20 protein-coding genes and 2 tRNA genes are annotated in these 21,317 nt (G+C 61.6%); 10 read left to right on the top strand and 12 right to left on the bottom strand.

The window, feature by feature from the left end:
- Positions 1-7: 7 nt before the first annotated feature.
- Positions 8-1,129, bottom strand: coding sequence for a carbohydrate ABC transporter permease (locus AC56QP_RS03135; RefSeq protein WP_489860976.1), 1,122 nt, complete (start codon positions 1,127-1,129; stop codon positions 8-10).
- Positions 1,130-1,225: 96 nt separating this feature from the next.
- Positions 1,226-2,890 (bottom strand): ABC transporter substrate-binding protein, encoded by a 1,665-nt coding sequence (locus tag AC56QP_RS03130; protein ID WP_489860977.1) that lies wholly within the window; start codon positions 2,888-2,890, stop codon positions 1,226-1,228.
- A 288-nt stretch (positions 2,891-3,178) separates the two neighbouring features.
- Between AC56QP_RS03130 and AC56QP_RS03125 the strand changes: the two genes are divergently transcribed.
- From AC56QP_RS03125 to AC56QP_RS03110, 4 genes are all read left to right on the top strand, one after another.
- Positions 3,179-4,237, top strand: coding sequence for an ABC transporter ATP-binding protein (locus tag AC56QP_RS03125; protein WP_489860978.1), 1,059 nt, complete (start codon positions 3,179-3,181; stop codon positions 4,235-4,237).
- A 27-nt stretch (positions 4,238-4,264) separates the two neighbouring features.
- Positions 4,265-4,717: an RbsD/FucU family protein gene (locus AC56QP_RS03120; RefSeq protein ID WP_489860979.1), complete on the top strand. Its 453-nt coding sequence runs from the start codon at positions 4,265-4,267 to the stop codon at positions 4,715-4,717.
- A 4-nt stretch (positions 4,718-4,721) separates the two neighbouring features.
- Positions 4,722-5,651 carry a ribokinase gene (rbsK, locus tag AC56QP_RS03115; protein ID WP_497109021.1) on the top strand — a complete coding sequence of 310 codons (930 nt, stop codon included), beginning with the start codon at positions 4,722-4,724 and terminating at the stop codon, positions 5,649-5,651.
- A gap of 83 nt (positions 5,652-5,734) precedes the next feature.
- Entirely contained in the window at positions 5,735-6,481 is a 747-nt protein-coding gene (locus AC56QP_RS03110; RefSeq protein ID WP_489860981.1) for a hypothetical protein, read from the top strand.
- A 243-nt stretch (positions 6,482-6,724) separates the two neighbouring features.
- Here the strand turns inward: AC56QP_RS03110 and AC56QP_RS03105 are convergent, their stop codons facing one another.
- Positions 6,725-6,898 carry a hypothetical protein gene (locus AC56QP_RS03105; RefSeq protein WP_489860982.1) on the bottom strand — a complete coding sequence of 58 codons (174 nt, stop codon included), beginning with the start codon at positions 6,896-6,898 and terminating at the stop codon, positions 6,725-6,727.
- Between the two features lie 208 nt (positions 6,899-7,106).
- On the opposite strand from AC56QP_RS03105, the gene AC56QP_RS03100 reads away from it, so the two are divergent.
- The 3 genes from AC56QP_RS03100 to AC56QP_RS03090 all read left to right on the top strand — a co-directional run bounded on the left by AC56QP_RS03100 (position 7,107) and on the right by AC56QP_RS03090 (position 9,154).
- Positions 7,107-8,207, top strand: a complete 1,101-nt coding sequence (locus tag AC56QP_RS03100; RefSeq protein ID WP_497100780.1) for a sensor histidine kinase — start codon at positions 7,107-7,109, stop codon at positions 8,205-8,207.
- An 82-nt stretch (positions 8,208-8,289) separates the two neighbouring features.
- Positions 8,290-8,664 carry a response regulator gene (locus AC56QP_RS03095; RefSeq protein ID WP_489863700.1) on the top strand — a complete coding sequence of 125 codons (375 nt, stop codon included), beginning with the start codon at positions 8,290-8,292 and terminating at the stop codon, positions 8,662-8,664.
- Positions 8,665-8,806: 142 nt separating this feature from the next.
- Positions 8,807-9,154 carry a hypothetical protein gene (locus AC56QP_RS03090; RefSeq protein WP_497100781.1) on the top strand — a complete coding sequence of 116 codons (348 nt, stop codon included), beginning with the start codon at positions 8,807-8,809 and terminating at the stop codon, positions 9,152-9,154.
- Between the two features lies 1 nt (position 9,155).
- Here AC56QP_RS03090 and AC56QP_RS03085 read toward each other — a convergent pair.
- A tRNA-Asp gene (locus AC56QP_RS03085) sits at positions 9,156-9,232 on the bottom strand.
- Between the two features lie 217 nt (positions 9,233-9,449).
- On the opposite strand from AC56QP_RS03085, the gene AC56QP_RS03080 reads away from it, so the two are divergent.
- Positions 9,450-9,525, top strand: a tRNA-Val gene (locus AC56QP_RS03080).
- Positions 9,526-9,555: 30 nt separating this feature from the next.
- Here AC56QP_RS03080 and AC56QP_RS03075 read toward each other — a convergent pair.
- The 6 genes from AC56QP_RS03075 to AC56QP_RS03050 all read right to left on the bottom strand — a co-directional run bounded on the left by AC56QP_RS03075 (position 9,556) and on the right by AC56QP_RS03050 (position 14,879).
- On the bottom strand, positions 9,556-9,780 hold the full coding sequence (locus tag AC56QP_RS03075; protein WP_489860985.1) for a hypothetical protein: 225 nt from the start codon (positions 9,778-9,780) through the stop codon (positions 9,556-9,558).
- 185 nt (positions 9,781-9,965) lie between these two features.
- Entirely contained in the window at positions 9,966-10,736 is a 771-nt protein-coding gene (locus AC56QP_RS03070) for an SDR family NAD(P)-dependent oxidoreductase (protein WP_489860986.1), read from the bottom strand.
- A 13-nt stretch (positions 10,737-10,749) separates the two neighbouring features.
- The gene (locus AC56QP_RS03065) at positions 10,750-11,745 is read right to left on the bottom strand and encodes an ABC transporter permease (RefSeq protein WP_489860987.1); all 996 of its coding nucleotides are present in this window, start codon (positions 11,743-11,745) and stop codon (positions 10,750-10,752) included.
- 126 nt (positions 11,746-11,871) lie between these two features.
- Positions 11,872-12,912, bottom strand: a complete 1,041-nt coding sequence (locus tag AC56QP_RS03060) for a sugar ABC transporter substrate-binding protein (protein ID WP_489860988.1) — start codon at positions 12,910-12,912, stop codon at positions 11,872-11,874.
- 39 nt (positions 12,913-12,951) lie between these two features.
- Positions 12,952-13,716: an ATP-binding cassette domain-containing protein gene (locus AC56QP_RS03055; protein ID WP_489860989.1), complete on the bottom strand. Its 765-nt coding sequence runs from the start codon at positions 13,714-13,716 to the stop codon at positions 12,952-12,954.
- Positions 13,713-14,879, bottom strand: a complete 1,167-nt coding sequence (locus tag AC56QP_RS03050) for an ROK family transcriptional regulator (RefSeq protein WP_489860990.1) — start codon at positions 14,877-14,879, stop codon at positions 13,713-13,715. The genes AC56QP_RS03055 and AC56QP_RS03050 overlap by 4 nt, the downstream gene beginning before the upstream one ends.
- Before the next feature lie 293 nt (positions 14,880-15,172).
- On the opposite strand from AC56QP_RS03050, the gene AC56QP_RS03045 reads away from it, so the two are divergent.
- Complete coding sequence (locus tag AC56QP_RS03045) at positions 15,173-15,796, top strand: class I SAM-dependent methyltransferase (RefSeq protein ID WP_489860991.1); 624 nt, start codon at positions 15,173-15,175, stop codon at positions 15,794-15,796.
- A gap of 122 nt (positions 15,797-15,918) precedes the next feature.
- Here AC56QP_RS03045 and AC56QP_RS03040 read toward each other — a convergent pair whose 3' ends face one another.
- Together AC56QP_RS03040 and AC56QP_RS03035 are read right to left on the bottom strand one after the other, a co-directional pair.
- Positions 15,919-17,223, bottom strand: coding sequence for a M23 family metallopeptidase (locus tag AC56QP_RS03040; protein ID WP_489860992.1), 1,305 nt, complete (start codon positions 17,221-17,223; stop codon positions 15,919-15,921).
- 147 nt (positions 17,224-17,370) lie between these two features.
- A complete protein-coding gene (locus AC56QP_RS03035) occupies positions 17,371-17,838 on the bottom strand; it encodes a peroxiredoxin (RefSeq protein ID WP_489860993.1) in 468 nt (155 codons plus the stop codon).
- Between the two features lie 95 nt (positions 17,839-17,933).
- Between AC56QP_RS03035 and AC56QP_RS03030 the strand changes: the two genes are divergently transcribed.
- A complete protein-coding gene (locus AC56QP_RS03030; RefSeq protein WP_489860994.1) occupies positions 17,934-21,314 on the top strand; it encodes a hypothetical protein in 3,381 nt (1,126 codons plus the stop codon).
- Positions 21,315-21,317 lie beyond the last annotated feature (3 nt).

Raw genomic sequence — 21,317 nt, 5'->3', positions numbered from 1 at the left:
CCACCGCTCAGTTGACGTTGCGCACGAAGCGGTTGGCGAATTTCAGCAACCAGGTCACGAATACGACGATGATGACGAGATAGGCCATCGCCAGCATGGTGCCGTAACCGACATTCGAGCGGTCGCGGTATTCGCGGTAGATGAAACTAGAGACGGAATCGGTGGCGCCACCGGGCCCGCCCGAGGTCACCGTGATGATGATGTCGGCCAGCTTCAGCTTGAAGATGATGCGCAGGATGACCGCCGTTACCGACACCGGCAGCATGAGCGGAAAGGTGACCTGCCAGAAGGTCTGCCACGCATTGGCGCCGTCGACCCGTGCCGCTTCGAGGATCTCACGCGACATCGCCTGCAAGCCGGCGAGCAGCATGATCATCATGAACGGAATGAACGTCCAGGCATCCAGCACCATGATCGAGATGCGGGCGATGATCGGATCCGAGAAGAAGGCCGGGTTTTCCCAGCCGAGATGGCGCGCCAGTGTTGCCGCTGGCCCGAAGCGGTATTCCATCAGCGATTTGCCGACCATCCACGACACCGCGACCGGTGACAGCATCAGCGGCATCAGGAAGACGACGCGGAAAAACTTTCGCGCCCGGATCTGCGCGTTGAGCAGCAGCGCAAGGCCGAAGGCGATGACATATTCGACCAGCACGGCGAGCACATAGAGCACCATGTTGAACAGCGCATTGCGATAGTAGGGATCGCCCAGCATCTGCCAGAAATTGTCGAGCCCGTTGAACCTGCGGCCGCTGAAGGAGCTGAGGTTCCAGTCGGTGAGCGCGATGTAGAAGCCGAACAGGGTCGGGAAGATCACCATGGCGATGGTGAACAGCAGTGCCGGCAGCAGGAACAGCGCGCGCTGGCCGTCTTCCCCTCGTGTCAGCACCTGGCCGATGCCGATTGCCACGCCCCACAGCACATAGGCGTAGACGACCGGGCGCCAGGTCTCGAAGCCGATCGTGTCGACCTCGCTCTTGTAAAGGATCTGGACAAGGATCGTTGCCAGCAGGCCGAGCGTAGCAGCAGCCATCAACGCCCAGCCCAGCCGTCTGCGGGCCGGTGAAATCAGGTCGTAAGGGGCGGCGTCTGCCGGCCACTGGCTCGCGGTCGAAGTCTGATCAGCCACAAATCTCGCCCATTCAGGGGCTCCGCGATGAGACGGAGCCGGTCAGTTGTGGTCCGGCGGCCTTTGCCGCCGGACCACGGGTTCACATAAACCAGCCTACATGCCGAGCGAAGCCTTGTAGAGCTTGACCTGCTTTTCACGGCCGATCTGGTCGGTCAGCTTCTCCCAGGCCGCGGCAATTGCGTCGGCGCCTTCCTGCGCTTTCATCTTGCCCGCGAAGGTGTTGGCCAGAATGTCCTCGGCGGCGCTGTAATATTGGAAGATGCCGGGGATGCGCGGCTCGATCGCCGCGTTCGGATGATTGTAGGAATCGCCCTCCGACTTGAGGTACGAGGTGATGAAAGCCTCATCGTAGCCTGCCGCCACCCATTCCGGAACGTCGAAATGGGAATTGCGGTAGGGCTGGAAGCCTGACGGATACATCGCCGTCCAGATCGACAGGTCCTTGCCGCCGAGATGGGCGGCGGCGGACCAGGCCGCCTTCTTCTTCTTCTCGTCGGCATCGACACGGGCCATCACATAGACGCCCCAGCCGAGATAGGCGCAGTTCGGCGCGTAGTTCGGCCCGCTGGCGAGCTTGTCCCACTTGCCGGTCTTGGAATTGTAGACGTCGTCGGAGCCGGGCAGGATCGAGAAGCCGGTGACATCGCCAATGACCGAGGAATCGTTGGTCTTGACGTTGGAGCCGATGTCGCCCCACCAGGGGATCATCGAACCGGTGCCGGCCAGGAACTGCTGGAAGCCGGTGGTGTTCGGGTCAGCGTTGATCTGGTCCGCCGGTTCGGAAGGCAAGGCGTCGATGACGTCCTGGATTGCCCGCACCCAGGCCGGGTTGTTGATGCGCGGCTTCATCGTGTCGGCGTCGAACAGCCAGGCCTTGTCATCGGGATGCTTGGCATAGGCGCTGGCGCGGCTGCCAAGGAAGTAGAAGCCGAATCCGCCCCACGGCTTGGGCGCATCGAGATAGCCGTAGACGTCCTGGTCCTTGAACTTCTTGCCCTTGAGGAATTTGGTGACCGCCTGGACCTGTTGCCAGGTCTTCGGCACGCCCCACTCACCTTCTCCGCCGCCATCCTTCCACTGTTTGGCGAGGTCGGCGTCGGCGAACACGTCGGTGCGGTAGTTGAAATTGTGCGCGTCGCCGTCAATGGTGACGCGATACTGCTTGCCGTCCCAGGTGCCGACCGGAGGCTTCAGATAGTTGACCAGATCGTCGAAATCGATCTGCTTCTTGACCCAGTCGGGCATTTCCGACGTCAGACCCTTGCCGCAGACATCACCTTCGAACGGCGCGCCCATCTCGATGATGTCGAAATCGACGGTGCCGGTAGCGATCGACTGCTGCAGGCGGGCGTTGTAGTCGGCTTGCGCCAGGTCGATCCAGCTGATCTTGGCGCCGGTATAGGCTTCCCATGGCTTCAGGAAGCCGCGGAACAGAACATTGTGAAGGTTCTGGTTGTTGAGACCCATGAAGGTCAGCTCGACGCCGGCGAATTCGCCTTCCTTGACGTTGGCCTTGGTTGCTTCCAGGCAAAGCTCGCCGACCTTCTGGAAGTCGGCGTCGGTCGGCTGACCCTTGCCGACACCGGGGATCTGCAGGATTTTCGTGCGAAGCTCGCTGGCGGCGGAGGCCGGACGCGTCAACGCGCCAAGTCCGGCGCCGGATGCGGCTGCGATAGCGGCCATGCTGGCCGCGCCCTTCAAGATGTCGCGCCTTGTGGCGCCGGCACGGGCCAGCTTTTCGTAAAGATCTGTTCTCATGGACTATTCCTCCCAGAATATCAGTGTGAATGGATGTGGTCATTGTCGGACGCTGGAGCACCAGCGATTTTCCCGGCTCGGAAACGAATTACGCAGGACCCCACCCTGCATCGATTGATGTTCCGATTGCGGATCGGCCACCGACTTTGGACCAGCACCCACCACTATTCTCACAACCAACTGCCGTGTCAACGAGGACAGGTTTTTATCTATAAGAGTCCGACTTGCCCTGACCGGTCGCGTTGGTTAGCTTCTGCGCCTACGGCCAATGGAGCCGATGGGGGAGACATGGCGCAAGTCGCAATCAGCAAGGTGGCCAAGGCGTTCGGAACCGTCAAGGTTCTGCACGAGGTCAGCGTCGACATTGCCGACGGACAGTTCGTCGTGCTGGTCGGTCCCTCCGGCTGCGGCAAGTCCACGTTGCTGAGAATGGTGGCCGGGCTGGAGACCGTTTCCGGCGGCACGATCTCCATTGGCGACCGCGTCGTCAATCATCTGCCGCCGGCCAAGCGCGACATCGCCATGGTGTTCCAGAACTATGCGCTCTATCCGCACAAGACGGTCGAGCAGAACATGGCCTTTGCCCTAAAACTGCGGAAAACCGATCCGGCCGAGGTCGCCGAGCGGGTCAAGCGCGCCGCCGACATCCTCGACCTCAATCCCTATCTGAAACGCTATCCCCGGCAGCTCTCCGGTGGCCAGCGCCAGCGCGTGGCGATGGGGCGTGCCATCGTGCGCAATCCGCAGGTGTTCCTGTTCGACGAACCGCTGTCCAATCTCGACGCCAAGCTGCGCGTGCAGATGCGTACCGAGATCAAGGAGCTGCACCAGCGGCTGAAGACCACCACCATCTATGTCACGCACGATCAAATCGAAGCCATGACTATGGCCGACAAGATCGTCGTCATGCGCGACGGCCGCATCGAGCAAGTCGGCGCGCCGCTGGAACTGTTTGACCGGCCTGCCAATCTTTTCGTCGCAGGCTTCATCGGCTCGCCGTCGATGAACCTGCTCAAGGGCGTCATGCGCAAAGGCGCCAGGCCCGGCGTCGAAATATCAGGCACATTGTTCCCGATTGCCGCGGACAATGCCGGGCGGGACGGGCAGGCCGTCGTCTACGGCGTGCGGCCGGAGCATCTGGAAATCCATCCCGACGGCGTGCCGGCGAAGATTTCGGTGGTCGAGCCGACCGGCTCGGAAACGCTGGTGTTCCTCCGCTTTGGTGAGGGCGAGATGGTGGCGCTGTTCCGTGAGCGTCACGACTTCAAGCCCGGCGACACGCTCAAGCTCAAGCCAAGGCTCGACCAGATCCATCTTTTCGACGCCGAGACCGGCAAGCGTCTCTGATCTCAAACGGACTTCACGAGGAATACCATGCTCAAAGGCATCAATCCGCTGCTCAATGCCGACGTGCTCCAGGCATTGCGAGCCATGGGCCACGGCGATGACCTGATCATCGCCGACACCAATTTCCCGTCCGATTCGGTGGCGAAGCAGACCGTGCACGGCAAGCTTCTGCGCATCGACGCGCCGGCCGCCGAGGTGGTCAGGGCCGTGCTATCGCTCTATCCGCTGGACACCTTCGTCAATGACTCTGCCGCACGGATGGAAATCGTCGGCAAGCCGGACGAGATCCCGCCGGTGCAGAAGGAAGTGCAAAAGGAGATCGACAAGGCCGAAGGCAAGGCCTGGCCGATGATTTCCGTCGAGCGCTACGCCTTCTACGAGCGCGCCAAGCAGGCCTATTGCGTGATCCAGACCGGGGAACGCCGCTTCTATGGCTGCTTTGCCTTCCGCAAGGGCGTCGTGCCGCCGGATGCGGAGTAGCAGCATGGCCTCCGGCAAGCCCGTCGTCATCCTGGGCGTCTTTGTCGCCGACACTGCATATCGCGCCGAGCGCCAGCCGCGCATGGGCGAAACGATCCTCGGCAACTCCTTCAAGCTCGGCCCTGGTGGCAAGGGGTCGAACCAGGCGGTCGCCGCCGGCAAGCTCGGCGCCGACACCACGTTCCTGACAAGGCTCGGCGTCGATGCCTTCGCCGACATGGCAAAGCGAACCTGGCAGGATGCGGGCGTCAAGAGCGCCGTCATCGACACGCCCGACAGTTACACGGGAGCGGCCTACATCTTCGTCGAGGAGACGACCGGCAACAACGCCATCATCGTCAGCCCCGGAGCGGCCATGCTGATCTCACCGGCCGATATCGAGGCCAATGCCGAGCTGATCCGTGCCGCCGGCGTCTTTGTCACCCAGCTCGAACAGCCGATCGATGCCGCGATGCGAGCACTGGAGATCGCGCGTGGGGCAGGGGTGACGACCATCCTCAATCCGGCCCCTGCGGCAAAGCTTCCCGACCGGATCTACACGCTGTGCGACTATCTCACGCCGAACGAGACCGAGGCCGAGGAATTGACCGGACTAAAGGTCTCCTCGGTCGACGACGCGCGCCGCGCCGCGGACAAGCTGCTCGAAAAGGGCGTCGGCACGGTCATCGTCACGCTGGGTGACAAGGGCGCGCTTCTGCACACGAAGGATCGCTCCGACCATGTCCCCGCCATAAGCGCGGGGCCGGTCGTCGAGACCACCGGGGCGGGGGACGCCTTCAATGGCGGCCTCGCCGCAGCACTTTCGCGAGGCGTGGAGCCGCTGCAGGCGGTGCGCTTCCCCTGCGCTGTCGCCGGCATTTCGGTGACCCGCCCCGGCACCGCGCCGTCGATGCCGACGCTGCAGGAGGTCGAGGCGCTGCTCGGCAAGAGCTGATCTGGGAGCATAGCCACCTGGTATCACGCCTGTCAGCACAGCCCTTGGCCGACACCACACCATCATCGAGAAATGCCGGTGACTTGACCGTCGATTTCGAAACCAACTGCTACGAGAACGACTGGCCGATCGTGCTCGGAAGACATTATCTGCGCGTCGTCCTGGACCGCTGCGCCTATCCGTTTTCCAGACGCCGCCTGATCATCAACAATGTCAGCAAGCGTCGTCCGGTCGAAGCCGCGGCCAAGGCGGCAATCGCTCGCGGTCATCTCGACGAGTATTTATTCGTTGAAGATCACGCCGAGGCCGCGTTGGATTTCTTCCAGATCGACAGGACGTCCCTTGGCCGTGGCTACCTGTATTCGATCAGTGAACTGGTCGGCATCCACGCCAGCACAGCCGACTATCTGCTTTATTACAAGGGCGACTCATACCCAAACCGTCGTCACCGGTGGATCGACCCAGCCATCCAGCTCATGGAAGGCAGGAGCGATCTTGTCGTCGCGAATCTGTGCTGGAACGACAGGTTTGACGAAGCGAGATCGGAGAGTTTCGACCGGGCGGGCGAGTTCCTTGTCGGCTACGGTTTCTCGGATCAGTGCTTTCTGGCAAAGATGTCGGTATTTCGTGCGCCCATCTACAATGAGCAGAATCCCGCATCCGCGCGATATCCGGATTATGCCGGTGATTCGTTCGAAAAGCGGGCCGATGCCTATATGCGCAATCACGAGGCGAAACGCCTGACGCATGGCAGTCAGAGCTACACGCATAAGAATGTCCCGAAAGACGGAATGGCGAGAATTCTGCGGCGGCTCAGACCGTTCGCGTAGAGAACCTCTGCGCGGCCCTGGCAGGATGGCGCGAGTGGCGGGCTCGATTCAAAAGCGGGTTTGCAGACCGATCCATGAATGCTCGAACTCAGATCCGGAAAGACCTGAGCTGCTCACGAAAGAAGACGTTTTTGACACTTAACGTCGACATTTCTCCGAAGCCAAGGGCTTGTTATCCCTTGAGAGAAATGGCGCGAACGACAGGGCTCGGACTCGCGACCTCCGGCGTGACCTTATACGGATCTAGGAGCCCTTCGGGTTCAATATCCGGGCCTCTCGCAAAAGCGATGTCCAATTGTGCGGCCCAAGGAGGGCGATGAGCTCTCGGGCCTGGGCATCGGTGATGTCGGTTTCGTTGACCAAACGGCGAGCAATGCCGTCCGTCGCACCCAGTGGCGTCCGCTGCTCTTCACTCATTGTCGGATGTCCCTTCCGTGCGACCCCAACGGGTCGCGACACGCAATGGTTCCTGCCTCGAACAAGGTATTGTTTGCCTTTCAACGGCAACGTGAGCATTTTCGATACACCGGTCTCAAGCGCAATTTAAATTGCGTGGCGAACAATGCTCAACGTGATACTGTTGATCATACCTTTCGATCGCACATAAGGTTTTCGGTCGACGTCTATGCCGAGTGATGGTTCGCTTCGCGAGCTTTCGGCCCATGAGGGCCAATTTTATGGCATCCGTATCACCCCCCATTTGGAAGCTGCGAGCACGCTCGCGGTGGTCGTTTCATCGAACGAGCCGCTTTTGTTCTTGACCGATGATCTCCGGGTCATCGTTGTCAGCGCTTCGTTTTGCCGAACCTTTGAGATCGATCCCGCCACGGTTTCAGGCAGAGAGCTTTCGGAACTCGGCGCAGGCGAATGGGACATGCCGAAGCTGAACTCGTTGCTGAAGGCAACCGCTTCGGGCAGCGCCAAGATCGAGGCCTACGAGATTGATTTGAAGCGGAACGGCCAGAAAACCCGCCAGTTGGTGGTGAACGCTCGCGTGCTCGAAGATGGCGACCCCGATCGTATTCGCCTCCTCGTAGCCATAACCGACGTCACGGATGCTCGCGCGAATGCCCGGCAAAAGGACGATCTTATTCGGGACAAGGCAATCCTGATGCAGGAGGTTCAGCACCGGGTGGCCAACAGCCTCCAGATCATCGCGAGCGTGCTGATGCAAAGTGCCCGCAGGGTCCAGTCGGACGAGGCACGCGGCCATCTGCATGACGCCCACAACAGGGTCATGTCGATCGCTGCCGTGCAACGGCACCTCGCCCAGTCTGGCGCAGAACGCGTTTCGTTGCGGACCTACTTGACCCAGCTCTGTCAAAGCCTTGGCGCGTCGATGATCTCCGACAGGGAACGGCTTTCCATTATCGTTTCCGTCGATGAAAGTGTCGTGAAGTCCGACATTTCGATAAGCTTGGGACTGATCGTGACCGAACTGGTGATCAACGCGTTGAAGCACGCGTTTCCCGAAGAGCGGTCCGGCAAGATTTTGGTCGACTACCATTCGGACGGGCCATACTGGACCCTTTCGGTTCGAGACGATGGGATCGGCATGACAACCGGCGACGGCGCCGCTAAGGCCGGGCTTGGTACCGGGATTGTCGAGGCGCTTGCCAGAAACCTCCAGAGTGAAATCAGGGTAACCGACGCAAACCCGGGAACCCTGATATCAGTCTCCCACCTGCAGGCCGCTGTGGGCGACGACGTACCGGCCGCAGCATAGGACGATGACCAGTCCGAAAACTGCCGCTGCGGCACAACAGTCGCCTGACGCAGACGTTGGTCCTGCGCAGGCTGGAGAAATCATGACGAACCGAAAGGCTGTCATTCTCATCGTCGAAGACAACGCCATCATCAGGATGGGAGCTGTCGACCTGGTCGTCGATGCGGGTTACGAGGCCTTGGAGGCGACCAATGCCGACGAGGCAATTCGGCTTCTGGAGGCGCGAGCGGATATCGTCCTGGTGTTCACCGACGTCGGGATGCCCGGCACCATGGACGGCATCAAATTAGCGCATTACATCCGAAACCGATGGCCGCCGATAAAGCTGATCGTGGCGTCCGGCAGGGCGATTCTTGAAGAGAGCCGACTTCCGGAGGGAAGTCGATTCTTCCCGAAGCCCTATCACGAGAATACAATTATCGAAGAAATCCGGCGGATGGTACCCAATCAGATTTGAGATGTGGCAGCGCAAACTTCCCGGCCCAGTCGGCCTTGGCGACCCATCGGGTACAGGCTCGCTCCACCTCGAAGACGGCTTCTTCCTTGGTCGCCACACCGCCGCTCGATGATCCTTGGTACCAGAACCACATGCCGGGCCCGTGCAGTTCCTTGCTGATCCGCCCCGCCTTGCCCCCGATCTGCGCAAACTGGTTTTCGGGGAATGGGAGAAACGCCGCCTGATGGACATGTGGCGCTCGGCTGCGGTCGAGGCCAACGCCGGCGGCGCCTCGGTCGAGGCGATCTCGGCCAAGATGGGCAACTCGGTCGACGAGAACAAGGCGCTGCGGAAGACCTGTATGCCGGTCAATCTCGCAGCCGTGCGTTCCGCCAGCCGCCGCAAGGGGGGGCGAAAGCTGCTCCGCCAAGAACGAATACAAAAAGTTGAAACTCTCCGGAAAGTGAGAGTTGAAACTTTTCAAGGGGCGGTAGCTAACCCCTTGAAATAAATGGCGCGAGTGACGGGGCTCGAACCCGCGACCTCCGGCGTGACAGGCCGGCACTCTAACCAACTGAGCTACACCCGCGCATTGACGAGCACGTGTCAGCCGTGTTCGTCGTTGGGCCGCTGGATAAGGGGTTCGCCACCGGGTGTCAAGCGCGGTAGGACAGCATAACAGCAATCAGGAGAAGGTTTTTTGACAGCCGGCGTTTTGTTGGCAAAACCGGCCTCCAAGGAGGGCGTCCAGCGCTCATTTGGCCTTGCGAAGCCGGCCCTGACCCCTTAAAGGTCCGGCCCGGAGCGGGCGATTAGCTCAGTTGGTAGAGCGCTTCGTTTACACCGAAGATGTCGGCGGTTCGAGCCCGTCATCGCCCACCATCCCAATCACACAATCCATCCACCGCCGCGTCAGTGGCGAAGCCCGCGGTGCGGAGTTGGCTGGCCATCGGCCGCCGCCTTGCAAATCCGCCGCAGATCGGCATGGATGTTTTTGGAGTTCAGCAACTCGGCCGCTTCCGGGTAGCCTTCGGCCAGCAACGTGGCGACGATCTCGGCTGGCGAGTGGTGAAAACCACCTTCCGCCAAAGCATGAGCCCGCTGGTAGATATGGCCTGTCCTGATTTCGTCTGTCATTCACAAGCACCTCCGTTGGTGAGCACTTCGTGCACAACCTTTGAGATGTATCCGAGTTCCACACAACTTTTGAGGGGAAATTTACCCGCTGATGCGCTGAGCACCGGATCTTGTGCTTGAAGTCGCGGCTCGCCGTCCCGCTCGCTCCCAGGAGATATGTCGGTCCGTTGCCGTCGGTGCAGCAATCAGGGTGGCAAGAGGCGAAAATCATTACCCTCCGGCAGCAATTGCCCGCCATCGACGACAATGGTCGTGCCGGTGATGTAGCTGGCGTCGTCGGAGGCGAGGAACAGGAAGGCATTAGCCACGTCGCGCGGGCTGCCGAGCCGGCCGAGAGGGATGGAGTCTTCCATGTTCTTGATATAGGCGGCGCCGCGGTGAAGCTCGATCGCTTCGGTGAGGATGTTGCCGGGCTCGACGCCGTTGACGGTGATGCCATAGCCCGAGAATTCGAGCGCGGCGGCACGGATGAAGCCGTTGATTCCGGCCTTGCTGGCGGAATAGTGTCCGTGCCCGGGGCTGGTGACGTGCGGGCCGGTGATGGATGAGGTGAAGAGCATGCGGCCGAAGTGCTGCGCCTTCATCGGCACAAGCGCTGCGCGCGCGGCATTGAAAGTGCCGCGCAGATTGACGGCCATGACGCTATCCCAGTCGTCCGAGGTGGTGTTCTCGATCAATTGCCAGGGATAGATGCCGGCATTCTGCACGATGATGTCGAGGCGGCCATGGTGCTTCAGTGCCGTCGCCACGGCGGCTTCCGCGTCACTCATCCGCGAGATATCGGTGCGGATGAAGGGGACGCCGAGTTCGACAGCGGTTGCTTGCCCGGCTTCGACTTCGTTGTCGGCGAGCACGAGTTTTGCCCCTTCTTCGGCAAAGCGCAGCGCGATGCCCTTGCCGATGCCGCGCGCGCTGCCGACGATCAGCGCGACCTTGTCTTTTAACCGGTTGGTCATGCGAGCCGTCCTGTCATGCGAGTCTTTGGCGAATGGTTTGCTTGAAAGCGTCGAGCAGCACGGCGGCCAGCACCAGCAGGCCATGGATCACCTGGGTGAAGTTGGCCGGCAAGCCCATGAGGTTGATCGCCGTGTTGATGGCCGAGAGCAGCAGCACGCCGGCATAGACGCCGGGCAGGGTGCCGACACCGCCTTTCAGGCTGACGCCGCCGATGACGACCGCGGCAAAGGCGTTGAACAGCAGGCCGACGCCGAGATTGGCGGTGGCGCCGGAGGTGCGGATTGCCAGCAGCCAGCCGGCGAGGCCGGCGATGGCGCCGGCGAGCACGAAGGCGATGATGAGATTGCGGTTCACGCGGATGCCGGCGCGGAAGGTTGCCGTCTCATTGCCGCCGATCATGACGAGATGCCGACCGAACGGCGTCTTGGCCATGATCAGCGAGAAGACCACGAAACAGGCGATTGCTATCCAGGCCGTCAGCGGCAGGCCGGCGAGGCGCTGGATGCCGAACCAGCGGATTGCCGGTGCTAGGTCCTGCGCCGAGCGGCCGCCCGAAATCACCAGCACAAGGCCTCGCACCCAGATGTAGGAGGCCAGGGTGATGATGAAGGCGCTCATCTTCACCCTGACAACCAGATAGCCGTTGAAGGCGCCGATGAAGCCGCCCACGGCAAGCGCCAGCAGCAGCGAAACCGGAACCATCAACCATTCCGGGTGGAGCTGAATGCCAAGGCCAATGCCCGACGAACAGAACAGGATGCCGACCGCCATGGCGCTGAGCGCCGCCACCGATTCGACCGACAGGTCCATGTGACCGGCGATGATGACCAGCGCCAGGCCGATCGACATGACACCGAGCACGCTGGAAGCCTCGATGATGTTGGCGAAGATGCCGAGCTGGAAATAGTTCGGGATGAAGATGGAAAAGACAACCAGCACGAACAGCAACATGAACCAGACGAGGTTGTCGAGGACGAACTCCAAGGCGTGGCGGGTGCGGGGGTTCATGGGCTGATCCGGCTGGCGCACGAACCCGAAAATCTAATTCGATCTTCGGAGGACCATGCGCAAATTGAAATTGCAGAGGCTTGGCTCCGGACCGAGATGGTCCGGAGCGTCTTTGCGAGGATGCAGCTATTCGACGGATTTGACGGTGTCCGTCGGCGGCTTCTGGTTGCCCCAGAAGGCCGGGTTGTCGACGTTTTCCTTGGTGATGGCAGCACCGGGGATCTTGATGTTCGGGCCCCAGGCTTCCTTGGTCACGGTCGATTTCAGGCCGAGCACGTCATATTCGCCGGGCTTGATCTCTTCTTTCTTGACGACCTTGTCCATGAACATGGCGACGGCCGCGGCCTGCGCGTAGAGCGGTTGCTCGACTTCGACGTTGAGCCAGCCCTTGCGGATCAGGTCGAGGCCGACCGGAGCGCCGTTCGAGCTCATCAGCATGACGTCGCCCGGCTTCTTGCCGGCGGCCTCGAGCGAGGCGACGGCAGCGACCGAGAGGTGCGCGGCATGGCTGAAGATCAGGTCGATATCGGGGTTCGCCAGCATCTGGTCGGCAACGATGGTGCCGGCGTTGCTGGCTTCCCATTGCATGGCCGGAAGCGAGATGATCTTGACGTCCGGAAACGCCTTCATCTTCTCCTCGAAACCTTTCTGGATGTCGAGCGTGTAGGGATCGCCGGGATCGCCGAGCACCTGCAGGACCTTGCCCTTGACCGAACCGTTCTTCGCTTTCAGAAGTTTCTCGGCCTGGTCGGCGGCGACGTACCCGATCTCCACCGTTCCCGCGACCGACGTGAAGTCGGAGGGGGTCGAGGTGATCTGGCGGTCAAACTCGACCACCGGGATGCCGGCTGCGCGCGCTGCTTCGATGGACGGTTTCAGCGCATTGAAGTCGACGGCGGCAAGGATGATCGCGGCCGGCTTCAGCGCGATGACGTCATTCATCTGCGATTGCTGGGCGTCGGTCTTGTTGTCGGCGTTCAGCGTCTTCACCTCATAGCCGACCTGCTTCAGGAACAGCTCCAGAGCGCTCACCGAGCCGGTCTGAAACTCATCGAGCAATGTCGGCACCAAGTAATAAACGGTCCCCTTGGACTGGGCGAATGCCGGCATGAGCGTGGCAAAAGCCAGTGCCAGGATACCGAAGACAGCAAGAAGTAGTCGCTTCATGTCGTTCGCTCCTGTTAAGCCGGACCCCACTTTTGTCCCTCAGCCTACCGGTCCGGCACCGGCAAGCGTTTCACCGGTGATCATGTTGATCACCGCGTCGGGACTTGTTTTGTTGCGCGCGACATCGCCCGCCACGACGCCTTGCCGGATCACCACGATCCGGTCGGCGACCTGGAAGGCCTGCTGCATGATATGGGTGATGATGACGACGCCGATGCCCTGGCTCGCCACTTGGCGGATCATGTCGAGACCGCGCCGCGTCTGTTCGACACCGAGTGCGGCGAACGGTTCATCGAGCAGCACCAGCTTGCCGCCCCAGTGCACGAAGCGGTTGAGCTCGATGGCTTGCCGCTGGCCGCCCGAAAGATGCTCGACATTGGTGCGCAGCGAAGGGATGCGGGTGCCGGCGGTGGCCAGCGCCTTTTCGACCACGGCCTCCATGGCGCGCTCATCGAGCACCGGAATGCCAAGAACCTTCCTGGTGATCTCGCGGCCCATGAAGAAATTGGCGACCACGTCGACATTGGTGCACAGCGAGAGGTCCTGGTAGACGGTTTCGATGCCCGCGGCCTTGGCTTCGGCGGGCGACCTGGCGAGGAATTCCTTGCCCTCGAACAGCATGCGGCCGGAGGTCGGCTCCAGCCCGCCGGAGATGATCTTGACCAGTGTGGATTTGCCGGCACCGTTGTCGCCCAGCAACGCCACGACCTCGCCCCGGCCAATCGAGAAGCTGATCCCCTTCAGCGCTTCGATCGCGCCATAGTTCTTGGTGACGTTGTCGAGGACCAGCAGCGGTTCGCTCATGCCGCAATCTCCCTGCTTTTTAGAAGGTCGCGCTCGCGCTCGCGTTCGGCGGCGAACATCTGCCCGAAGCGGGGCGACAGCACTCCGGAAACAGCGAGGGCGGCGGCACCGCGCAACACCGAATGCTGCCCGCCGCGCGCCACGACAATTCGAGGCGTCTTGCGGTCTTTTCGCGCGGAGACGGAGTTGTGCAGGCCCGCGGTCGAGCCAGCCAGCCGTTCGAGCAGGTCGGTCGACGCCAACCCGCCCAGGATGATTGTTTCCGGGTCGAACAGGTTCTCGATGATGGCGACGGCATTGTGGAAGACCGGAGCGACTTCCACGACCCAATCGGCCTCGCTGCCGTTCCAGCGCCGGAGCGCTTCGAGCGAGAGGTATCTTTCGAGGCAGCCGCTGTTGCCGCACGGGCAATTCTCACCGCCGGGAACGACAGGAATGTGTCCGATCTCGCCGGCATTTCCCCAGGCGCCACGCAACACGCTGCCATCATGAACCATGGCACCGCCAAGGCCGACGCCGAAATAGAGATAGTAATATTCGGAGAATTGAGCCCCGAGGCCGTAAAGGCGCTCGCCCATGGCCGCGGCCGCCATGTCGGTTTCAAAGAAGGCCGGTAGTCCGGTGGAAGCCGCCAGCCGCTCGCGCAGCGCCACGTCCTTCCAGCCGATCATGGTGGTCGGACCGACAAAGCTCATGGATTCGACGCCGAACGGCCCGGGCAGGGCCATGCCAACCCCGAGAACCCGTCCTCCAGCCCGCAATCGGGTCAATTCAACCACCATTGCCCCGATCAGGTCGAAGGCGTGGTCCGGAGTCGCGTTGGGGGCCTCGCGGTAGCTGCTCTCGATCACGTCGCCGCTCAGATTGATCAACGCGGCGTTGATGCCGAGCGGGGTGATGTGGGTGCCGACGGCATAGCCGCCGTCGGGATTGATCCGCAGGGTCGCCGGCGGCAGGCCACGCCCCTTCGGCTCTTCGCGCAGGGACAGGATGTAACCTTGCTCTTCGAGCTCGCGAACGATGGTCGACACCGTCTGGACGGTGAGCCCGACGCGCCTGGCAATCTCGCCGCGGGCGATCGGTCCATGAAGGCGGATGGACTCAAGCACGATACGCCGGTTGTAGGGCCGGCCGAATTCCTGATTGGTCCCCCGCAGTGCCATGACGTGCGCCCCTTTAGGCAGCTTCGCACCAGTTATTTATTCAGTCAAATGGAATTCAAAAATAATTCGCGTATCCATCGGCACCGGGGTCACAGGCGACGAGGCCATTGCGAACCGGTGCAGGACGGGGCCAGGGAAGGCGAAATCCACAGCGCTTGATTTTCCATCCCGCCTCACTCACAAGAGCACATTTGGTGGAGCGGCAAATAGTGTCGAAACTTACAAGTTTCCTCGAGAGACACGGTCTCAAACGAAAGCGCCAGCCATCAGTTGTTGTGCTTCCAGAACGACGTATGACGCAAATACTGCATGAGCGCTGCGTTATCGAGGGTGCTGATTTTGTGACGCCGCACATGGAGAATGCATTACTTTTCAACGACCAACAGCAAATACGAACTTACGCAATTGAGAGGGTGGCGAAGTCCGGGTCTCTGCTCGAATTTGGTGTCTTCGACGGGACAAGCATCAACCATTTCGCCGACAGGCTGACGGCGCGTGGCGACACGCGGCCAATCTTTGGATTTGATGCTTTTCTAGGTCTTCAAGAAAACTGGGCCGGAACTGACTTCCAAGCCAAAGGTCAGCAATTCAACAGGGGCGGTCTTGTGCCGAAGGTTCGGCAAAATGTGAGCCTGATAACGGGCTGGATCGAAGATACGCTTCCAACGTTTCTTGAGCAGCACCAAGGTCCGATTGCCTTCATTCATATTGACACGGACACCTACACACCCTGCAAAGCTATTCTCACGCTCTGCAAGGATAGGCTCGTCAGCGGCAGCGTCATCCTGTTTGACGAACTGCTCTGCTACCCAGGATGGCGATTTGGAGAGTGGAAGGCGCTGAACGAGGTGTTGAAGCCAGAGCAATACACCTGGGCAGCCTTCGAAGAGCAGCGGGCCGCGCTTGTCATCAATTGATGACAACTCCACAAGATACGGCGCCAACCGGCGTCGAATGTGTCAGTCCCGCCTGCCGGCGCACGCGATCGAACAGACCGGCCAAGGCTTTGATCCCCGGCCTCGATCAGGGCTTGAGCGTCTCAGAGATACTGGGCGACCTTCTTGCCGATAGTCAGGAAGCGCAAGGGATCGATCGCTTCGCCATTGTGGCGGACTTCATAATGCAGATGCGGGCCGGTCGAGCGACCGCTGCTGCCGGTCTTGCCGATGACGGCGCCGGCGTCCAGTTTCTCGCCGACGGTCACGTCGATCTCGCTGAGGTGCCCGTAACGCGTCGCAAAACCATTGCCGTGGTCGACCTCCACCATGCGGCCATAGCCGCCGTTCCAGCCGGCCTTGGTGACGACGCCGGGCGCCGTGACCTTGGCAGCCATGCCGATCGGGGCCCTGAAATCCATTCCGGAATGCAGTGCGGCGGTGCCTAGGAGAGGATCGGTGCGAACGCCGAACGGGCTGGTGACGGAGTGGCCCGGGGCCGGATTGGCAAGCGGCAGCTGGCGCGCTTCCTTCTTGAGCTGGTCGAGCGTGTCCAGCACCTCGTCCAATTCCTTGACCTTGCTGTCGAAGATCATCGAACTGTCGAGCGGTATCAGCGGTCCGCCGACATCGCTGTTGCTCTTGCCGAAATCACTGTCGACCGGCAGGCCCGCCGCTACGAGCGCCTGGGTGATCGCGTCGGCGCTCTTGTAGGCGTTGTCGGCAAGCGTGCTGATGCGGCTGAGCTGCTCGCTCTCGATGGATTTCAGCGACTGGTTGATCGACACGAACAGTTTGTCGGCACGATCGGCGGCTGAATCGTTGGGAAGCGGATCGGAGCGGGTCGACCACAGTGAGAACGGCCTGGTGTCGCCAGCACCGGGGTTGGCGCTCAGGCTGGCGACCGCGTAGTTTTGTACAGGCTGGTTGATGCTGCCGGTCACCTCGGCGGGTTTGTCCGGCTTCCCAACCGCTGCCGGATTTTCAGGTGGCGCCGTTCCGACTTCATTCTCTGCGCGTTCGAGCAGCGGGCCGAGGCGGCCATGGCGCTGGCTCAACTGGCTCTGACGTTCGAGCAGTTCGCTGACCTTGGTTTCCATCAGTTGCTGGTCGAGCAACTGGCGGCTGGTGATGCGGTCGACCTGGGCGCGAAGCGCCGAAATGCGATCTTCATAGGCCTGCTGCATGCGGGCTTGCCGCGCCGTGGTGGCGCCGATCAGGTCATCGCGCAGCACGAGGTAGGAGGTGGCCAGCAGGTATCCGACGACGATGGCGGCCAGCGCCGAACCGAGAAATGCCGCGAGCCAGGGGCGGACCGTGAAGTGCCTGATCTCGTTGCCCCGGGCGATGATGACCGTATGGGGTTCCTTGCGCCTGCCGAAGACTGCGGACTGACCGGTTGCGTTCACGGGACCAAGCTTTCGTTACGACACCACGACTGCTTGATTACACATTATTAGGGTTAACAAAGCTTTGCGGTGTTGCCTTGCCGTCAGCAATTGCCCGTCAGGCGGCACAAGGTTGCGGGGAAGGCGCATCAGCTTCCCGGCAAGGACTCAAAGCGCGCGGACAGCCTCCAGCACGTCCTTGGCATGGCCCTTGACCCTGACCTTGCGCCAGATCCTGGCGATCCGCCCATCACGGCCGATCAGGAAGGTCGCCCGCTCGACACCCATGTATTTGCGGCCATACATCGATTTCTCGACCCACAAATGATAGGCCTCGATGACCTTGCGCTCCTCATCGGCGGCAAGGTCGATGGTGAGATTGTATTTTGATTTGAACTTGTCGTGCTTCTTGGCGTTGTCAGGTGACAGGCCGATCACCACGGCACCAGCCTTTTCGAATTCGGGCTTCAGCTGCGAAAAGCTTATCGCCTCTTGCGTGCAGCTTGTTGTGTCGTCCTGCGGATAGAAATAGAGCACAACGGGTTTACCCGACAGTGCGGCAAGGCTAAGCGATCCGCCGCCGTCCCGCGGGAGATCGAATTGCGGCGCAAGATCACCTACGTCGAGGTCAGCCATACCAATGCCCTTGTTTGAGGTTACGCGCGAAGCCACACCGATATAGTGTCGAACGGGGATTCGTCCACGATCGAGTTCGTACAACGGAAAATTGCGTGGATCAGGAGCAACCGCAGCACGAGAAGATCCGGTTCAGGCGTGACGAGATCACCGACCTGGGGACTTTTCCGTCCGCGTGCCGTGTACCGCCGCTCGGTCAGGCGTCGATCGGACGCGGCTTTCGCATCCTGGCAAGGATGTTCGCCGGCTTCGCCAGCCTCGTGTTGTTGGCGGCTGTCGTTGTCTACCTGGTCGGTGTATCTGGCGTTGGCTCCGAGCGGCTTCGGGCGGAAGCGGAAACCGCCATTGAGAAACTGGCCGGCCTCGATGTCGATGTTTCGGTCGGACCGGCGCGCATCACCCTTGACGGATCGAGCTTCATTGCCCTGCAGGTCAGCGACATCAGCCTGAAGACATCAGACGGCAAGCCGATGGCGGATGCGGGCCGCGTGCGTTTCGGCGTGCGCCTGATACCGCTGTTGTGGGGGGATGTGCGGCTGACCAGCGCCAGGATATCCGACGCGCGCATTGTCGTGGCGGCGATGCCGACCAGTGGCGACTGGTCCGCGGCCCTGCGCAACAAGGATGGCCTCATCGACCCGGAGAAACTGTCCGATGCGGTGTTTGGCAACATCCACCGCGCGCTCGACGCGGTGCGGGAAGATTCGCTGCGCCGCATCGATCTTCGCAACGTCGAATTCGTGCTGCCCGACACCGCAACGATCAAACGGGTCAAGATCACCGACGCCACCGTCGCGCAGTCGGGGCCGGGCGGCATGGAGTTTTCGTCACAGGCGGATGCCGACGGCACGGTGGTTACCGTCGCCGCTTCCGCCACCCGCGATATCGCGGCGCACCGCGTGACGGCGCTGAATGCGAGCATCGATCTGGCGGATGCCGGTGACACCACGGCCGCTGCGGGCAAGTTGGGCGCAGTCGCACTGAAGCTGACAGGATCGGAAGGGGCCGGCACGAATGCTTCGCGGCTGACGGCCGCGCTGTCATCGACGGGATCCGTGTTCGATCTTGGCACACGTGGACTGCTGCCGGCAGATGTCGGCGTCGATGCGACGCTGGTTGCGGGCAGCAACAAGATCCAGGTGGACAGGCTGCTGCTGAAGACCGGCCGCTCGACATTCAATTTTGCCGGCTCGATAGGGCCGAAGCCGGCGACTGGGGCTGCCGGTGAGGAGCCGTCCTATCGTTACGACCTGACCAGCGACGGTTCGACGTTGGCGCCATCGGAGTCGCCAGAGCCCGCGCTTGCTCTCCTGGCTCGAATTGCCGGCGTCTATCAGACCGTAAGCCATAGATTGGTGGCCGAGCAGATCGCGCTTCGTTCCGATTCCAGCGGCGAGGTGCTGGGCACCGCGGCCGTGGAATTCGTCGACGGTAAGGCGCCTGGGATCAATCTCGCCTTCAACGTCCACGACATGCCGGTCTCCCACGTCAAGCAGCTTTGGCCGTGGTTTTCGGCGCGCAATGCGCGGCTCTGGGTGCTGGACAATCTGTTTGGCGGCCGCGTCGTCGACGCCAACCTTCAGTTCCACGTCGTGCCGGATCGCCTGGGCAATGGCGTGCCGCTTTCCGCCGACGAGGTGTTTGGCCACTTCCAGGTCGAAGGCTCACGTTTCGACACGGCCGGCCGCATTCCGCCGATACGCGACGCGGTCGGCGTCGTTGGTTTCCGTGCCAATGATGTCGATATCGCGCTGACCTCGGGCACGGTCTTCATGCCCAGTGGCCGTACGGTGGCGGCCAGCAACGGTACGCTGACGGTCAAGGCGGCGAACCATCCACCGGTCATCGGCTCTCTCGACCTCGACGTCGAGGGCGAAGCGCCGGCAATCGCCGAACTCGCCTCGTATGAGCCGATCAACGCCATGCGCCATGTCGGCTTCCTGCCGGAAGACCTGTCCGGCAACGTCACCGGCCACGTCAAGGCGGACATCCCGTTGCAGTCCGGTGTCGACACCTCGAAGCTCGATTGGCTGGTGTCGCTCGACTACACGGGCCTTTCATTGGCCAAGCCTTTCGAGGGCCAGACCTTGGCGGATGCCGACGGCTCGATCACGGTCGACCCCGAAAAGGCGGTGATCTCCGCCAAGGCATCGCTGAACGGCATACCGGCCGAGCTCGATCTCATCGAGCCGCTGGAGGATGGCGGGCCGGCGCGCAGCCGCAAGGTGGCTCTGGTGCTTGACGACAAGGTCCGTGCCGCCGCGATGCCCGGCCTGACGCCGCTGCTTGCCGGAACGGTGAAGGTCGCCATCGACAAGAGCGGCACCGGCAACCAGAACGTCTCGGCCGATCTGACCAATGCCAGGTTGGACATTCCCTGGGCGGGCTGGAGCAAGGGGGCGGGGGTTCCCGCCAATGTCACGTTCGTCATGACCACGTCCGGCGACACCACGACGCTGTCCGACTTCAATCTCGACGGAAAGACTTTCTCCGTCGACGGCAGCGTTGTGCTGGTCAATGGCGCGCTGTCGTCGGCACGGTTCAGCAAGGTCGCTCTGAACAGGGGAGACGATGTCGCGGTGTCGGTGAAGCGATCGGGCAAGGGCTATGCGGTCGACGTCAATGGCAGCGTGCTGGATGCCCGTTCTCTCATCAAGCAGTTCACCTCGGACGTCGACACCGCGACCAAGACCACCGGCTCGGACGCCATTTCGGTCAGCGCCGATGTCGATCAGCTGACCGGTTTCCACGACGAGCGATTGTCCAACCTCAAGCTCGACTACAGCGCGGCCGGCTCGAGGGTGAACGGGCTGAAGGTCAGCGCCACGGCAAGTTCGGGTGCCGCCATAACCATCAGCAACACGACCGGCGACGGCCGCCGCGCGCTCAACGTGCAGTCCGCGGATGCTGGTGCCATATTGAGGTTTCTCAACATCTACGAACACATGGAAGGCGGCTCGATCACGCTGGCCCTGTCGGGAGCGAGCGACGGTCCGATGAAGGGCAAGGTCGATACGACCAACTTCTTCGTCGTCAACGAACCGAAGCTGGCCTCCATCGTCTCGACGACGCCGGCCGGCGACAGCCGCAGTCTCAACCAGGCGGTCAAGGGCAATCTCGACACGTCGCGGGTGAAGTTCGAGCGCGGCTATGCCGAGATCGACAAGGGCAGCGGCTACCTGAAACTGGCCAATGGCGTGCTGCGCGGTCCGCGCATCGGCACCACCTTCCAGGGCACGCTGTATGACCAGGACAACAACATGGACATGACCGGCACCTTCATGCCGGTCTATGGCCTCAACCGCATCTTCGGCGAATTGCCGATCGTCGGCGCGCTTCTTGGCAATGGCCGCGATCGTGGCCTGATCGGCGTCACCTACCGGCTCAAGGGCAACGCCAACAAGCCACTGCTGGACGTCAATCCGCTGTCCGTCATCGCTCCCGGGATATTCAGGTCGATCTTCGAGTACCGGTAATCG

The organism is Mesorhizobium sp. RCAM 05104 (genome assembly GCF_059683645.1).
This window is presented reverse-complemented; position numbering and strand designations above follow the sequence as displayed.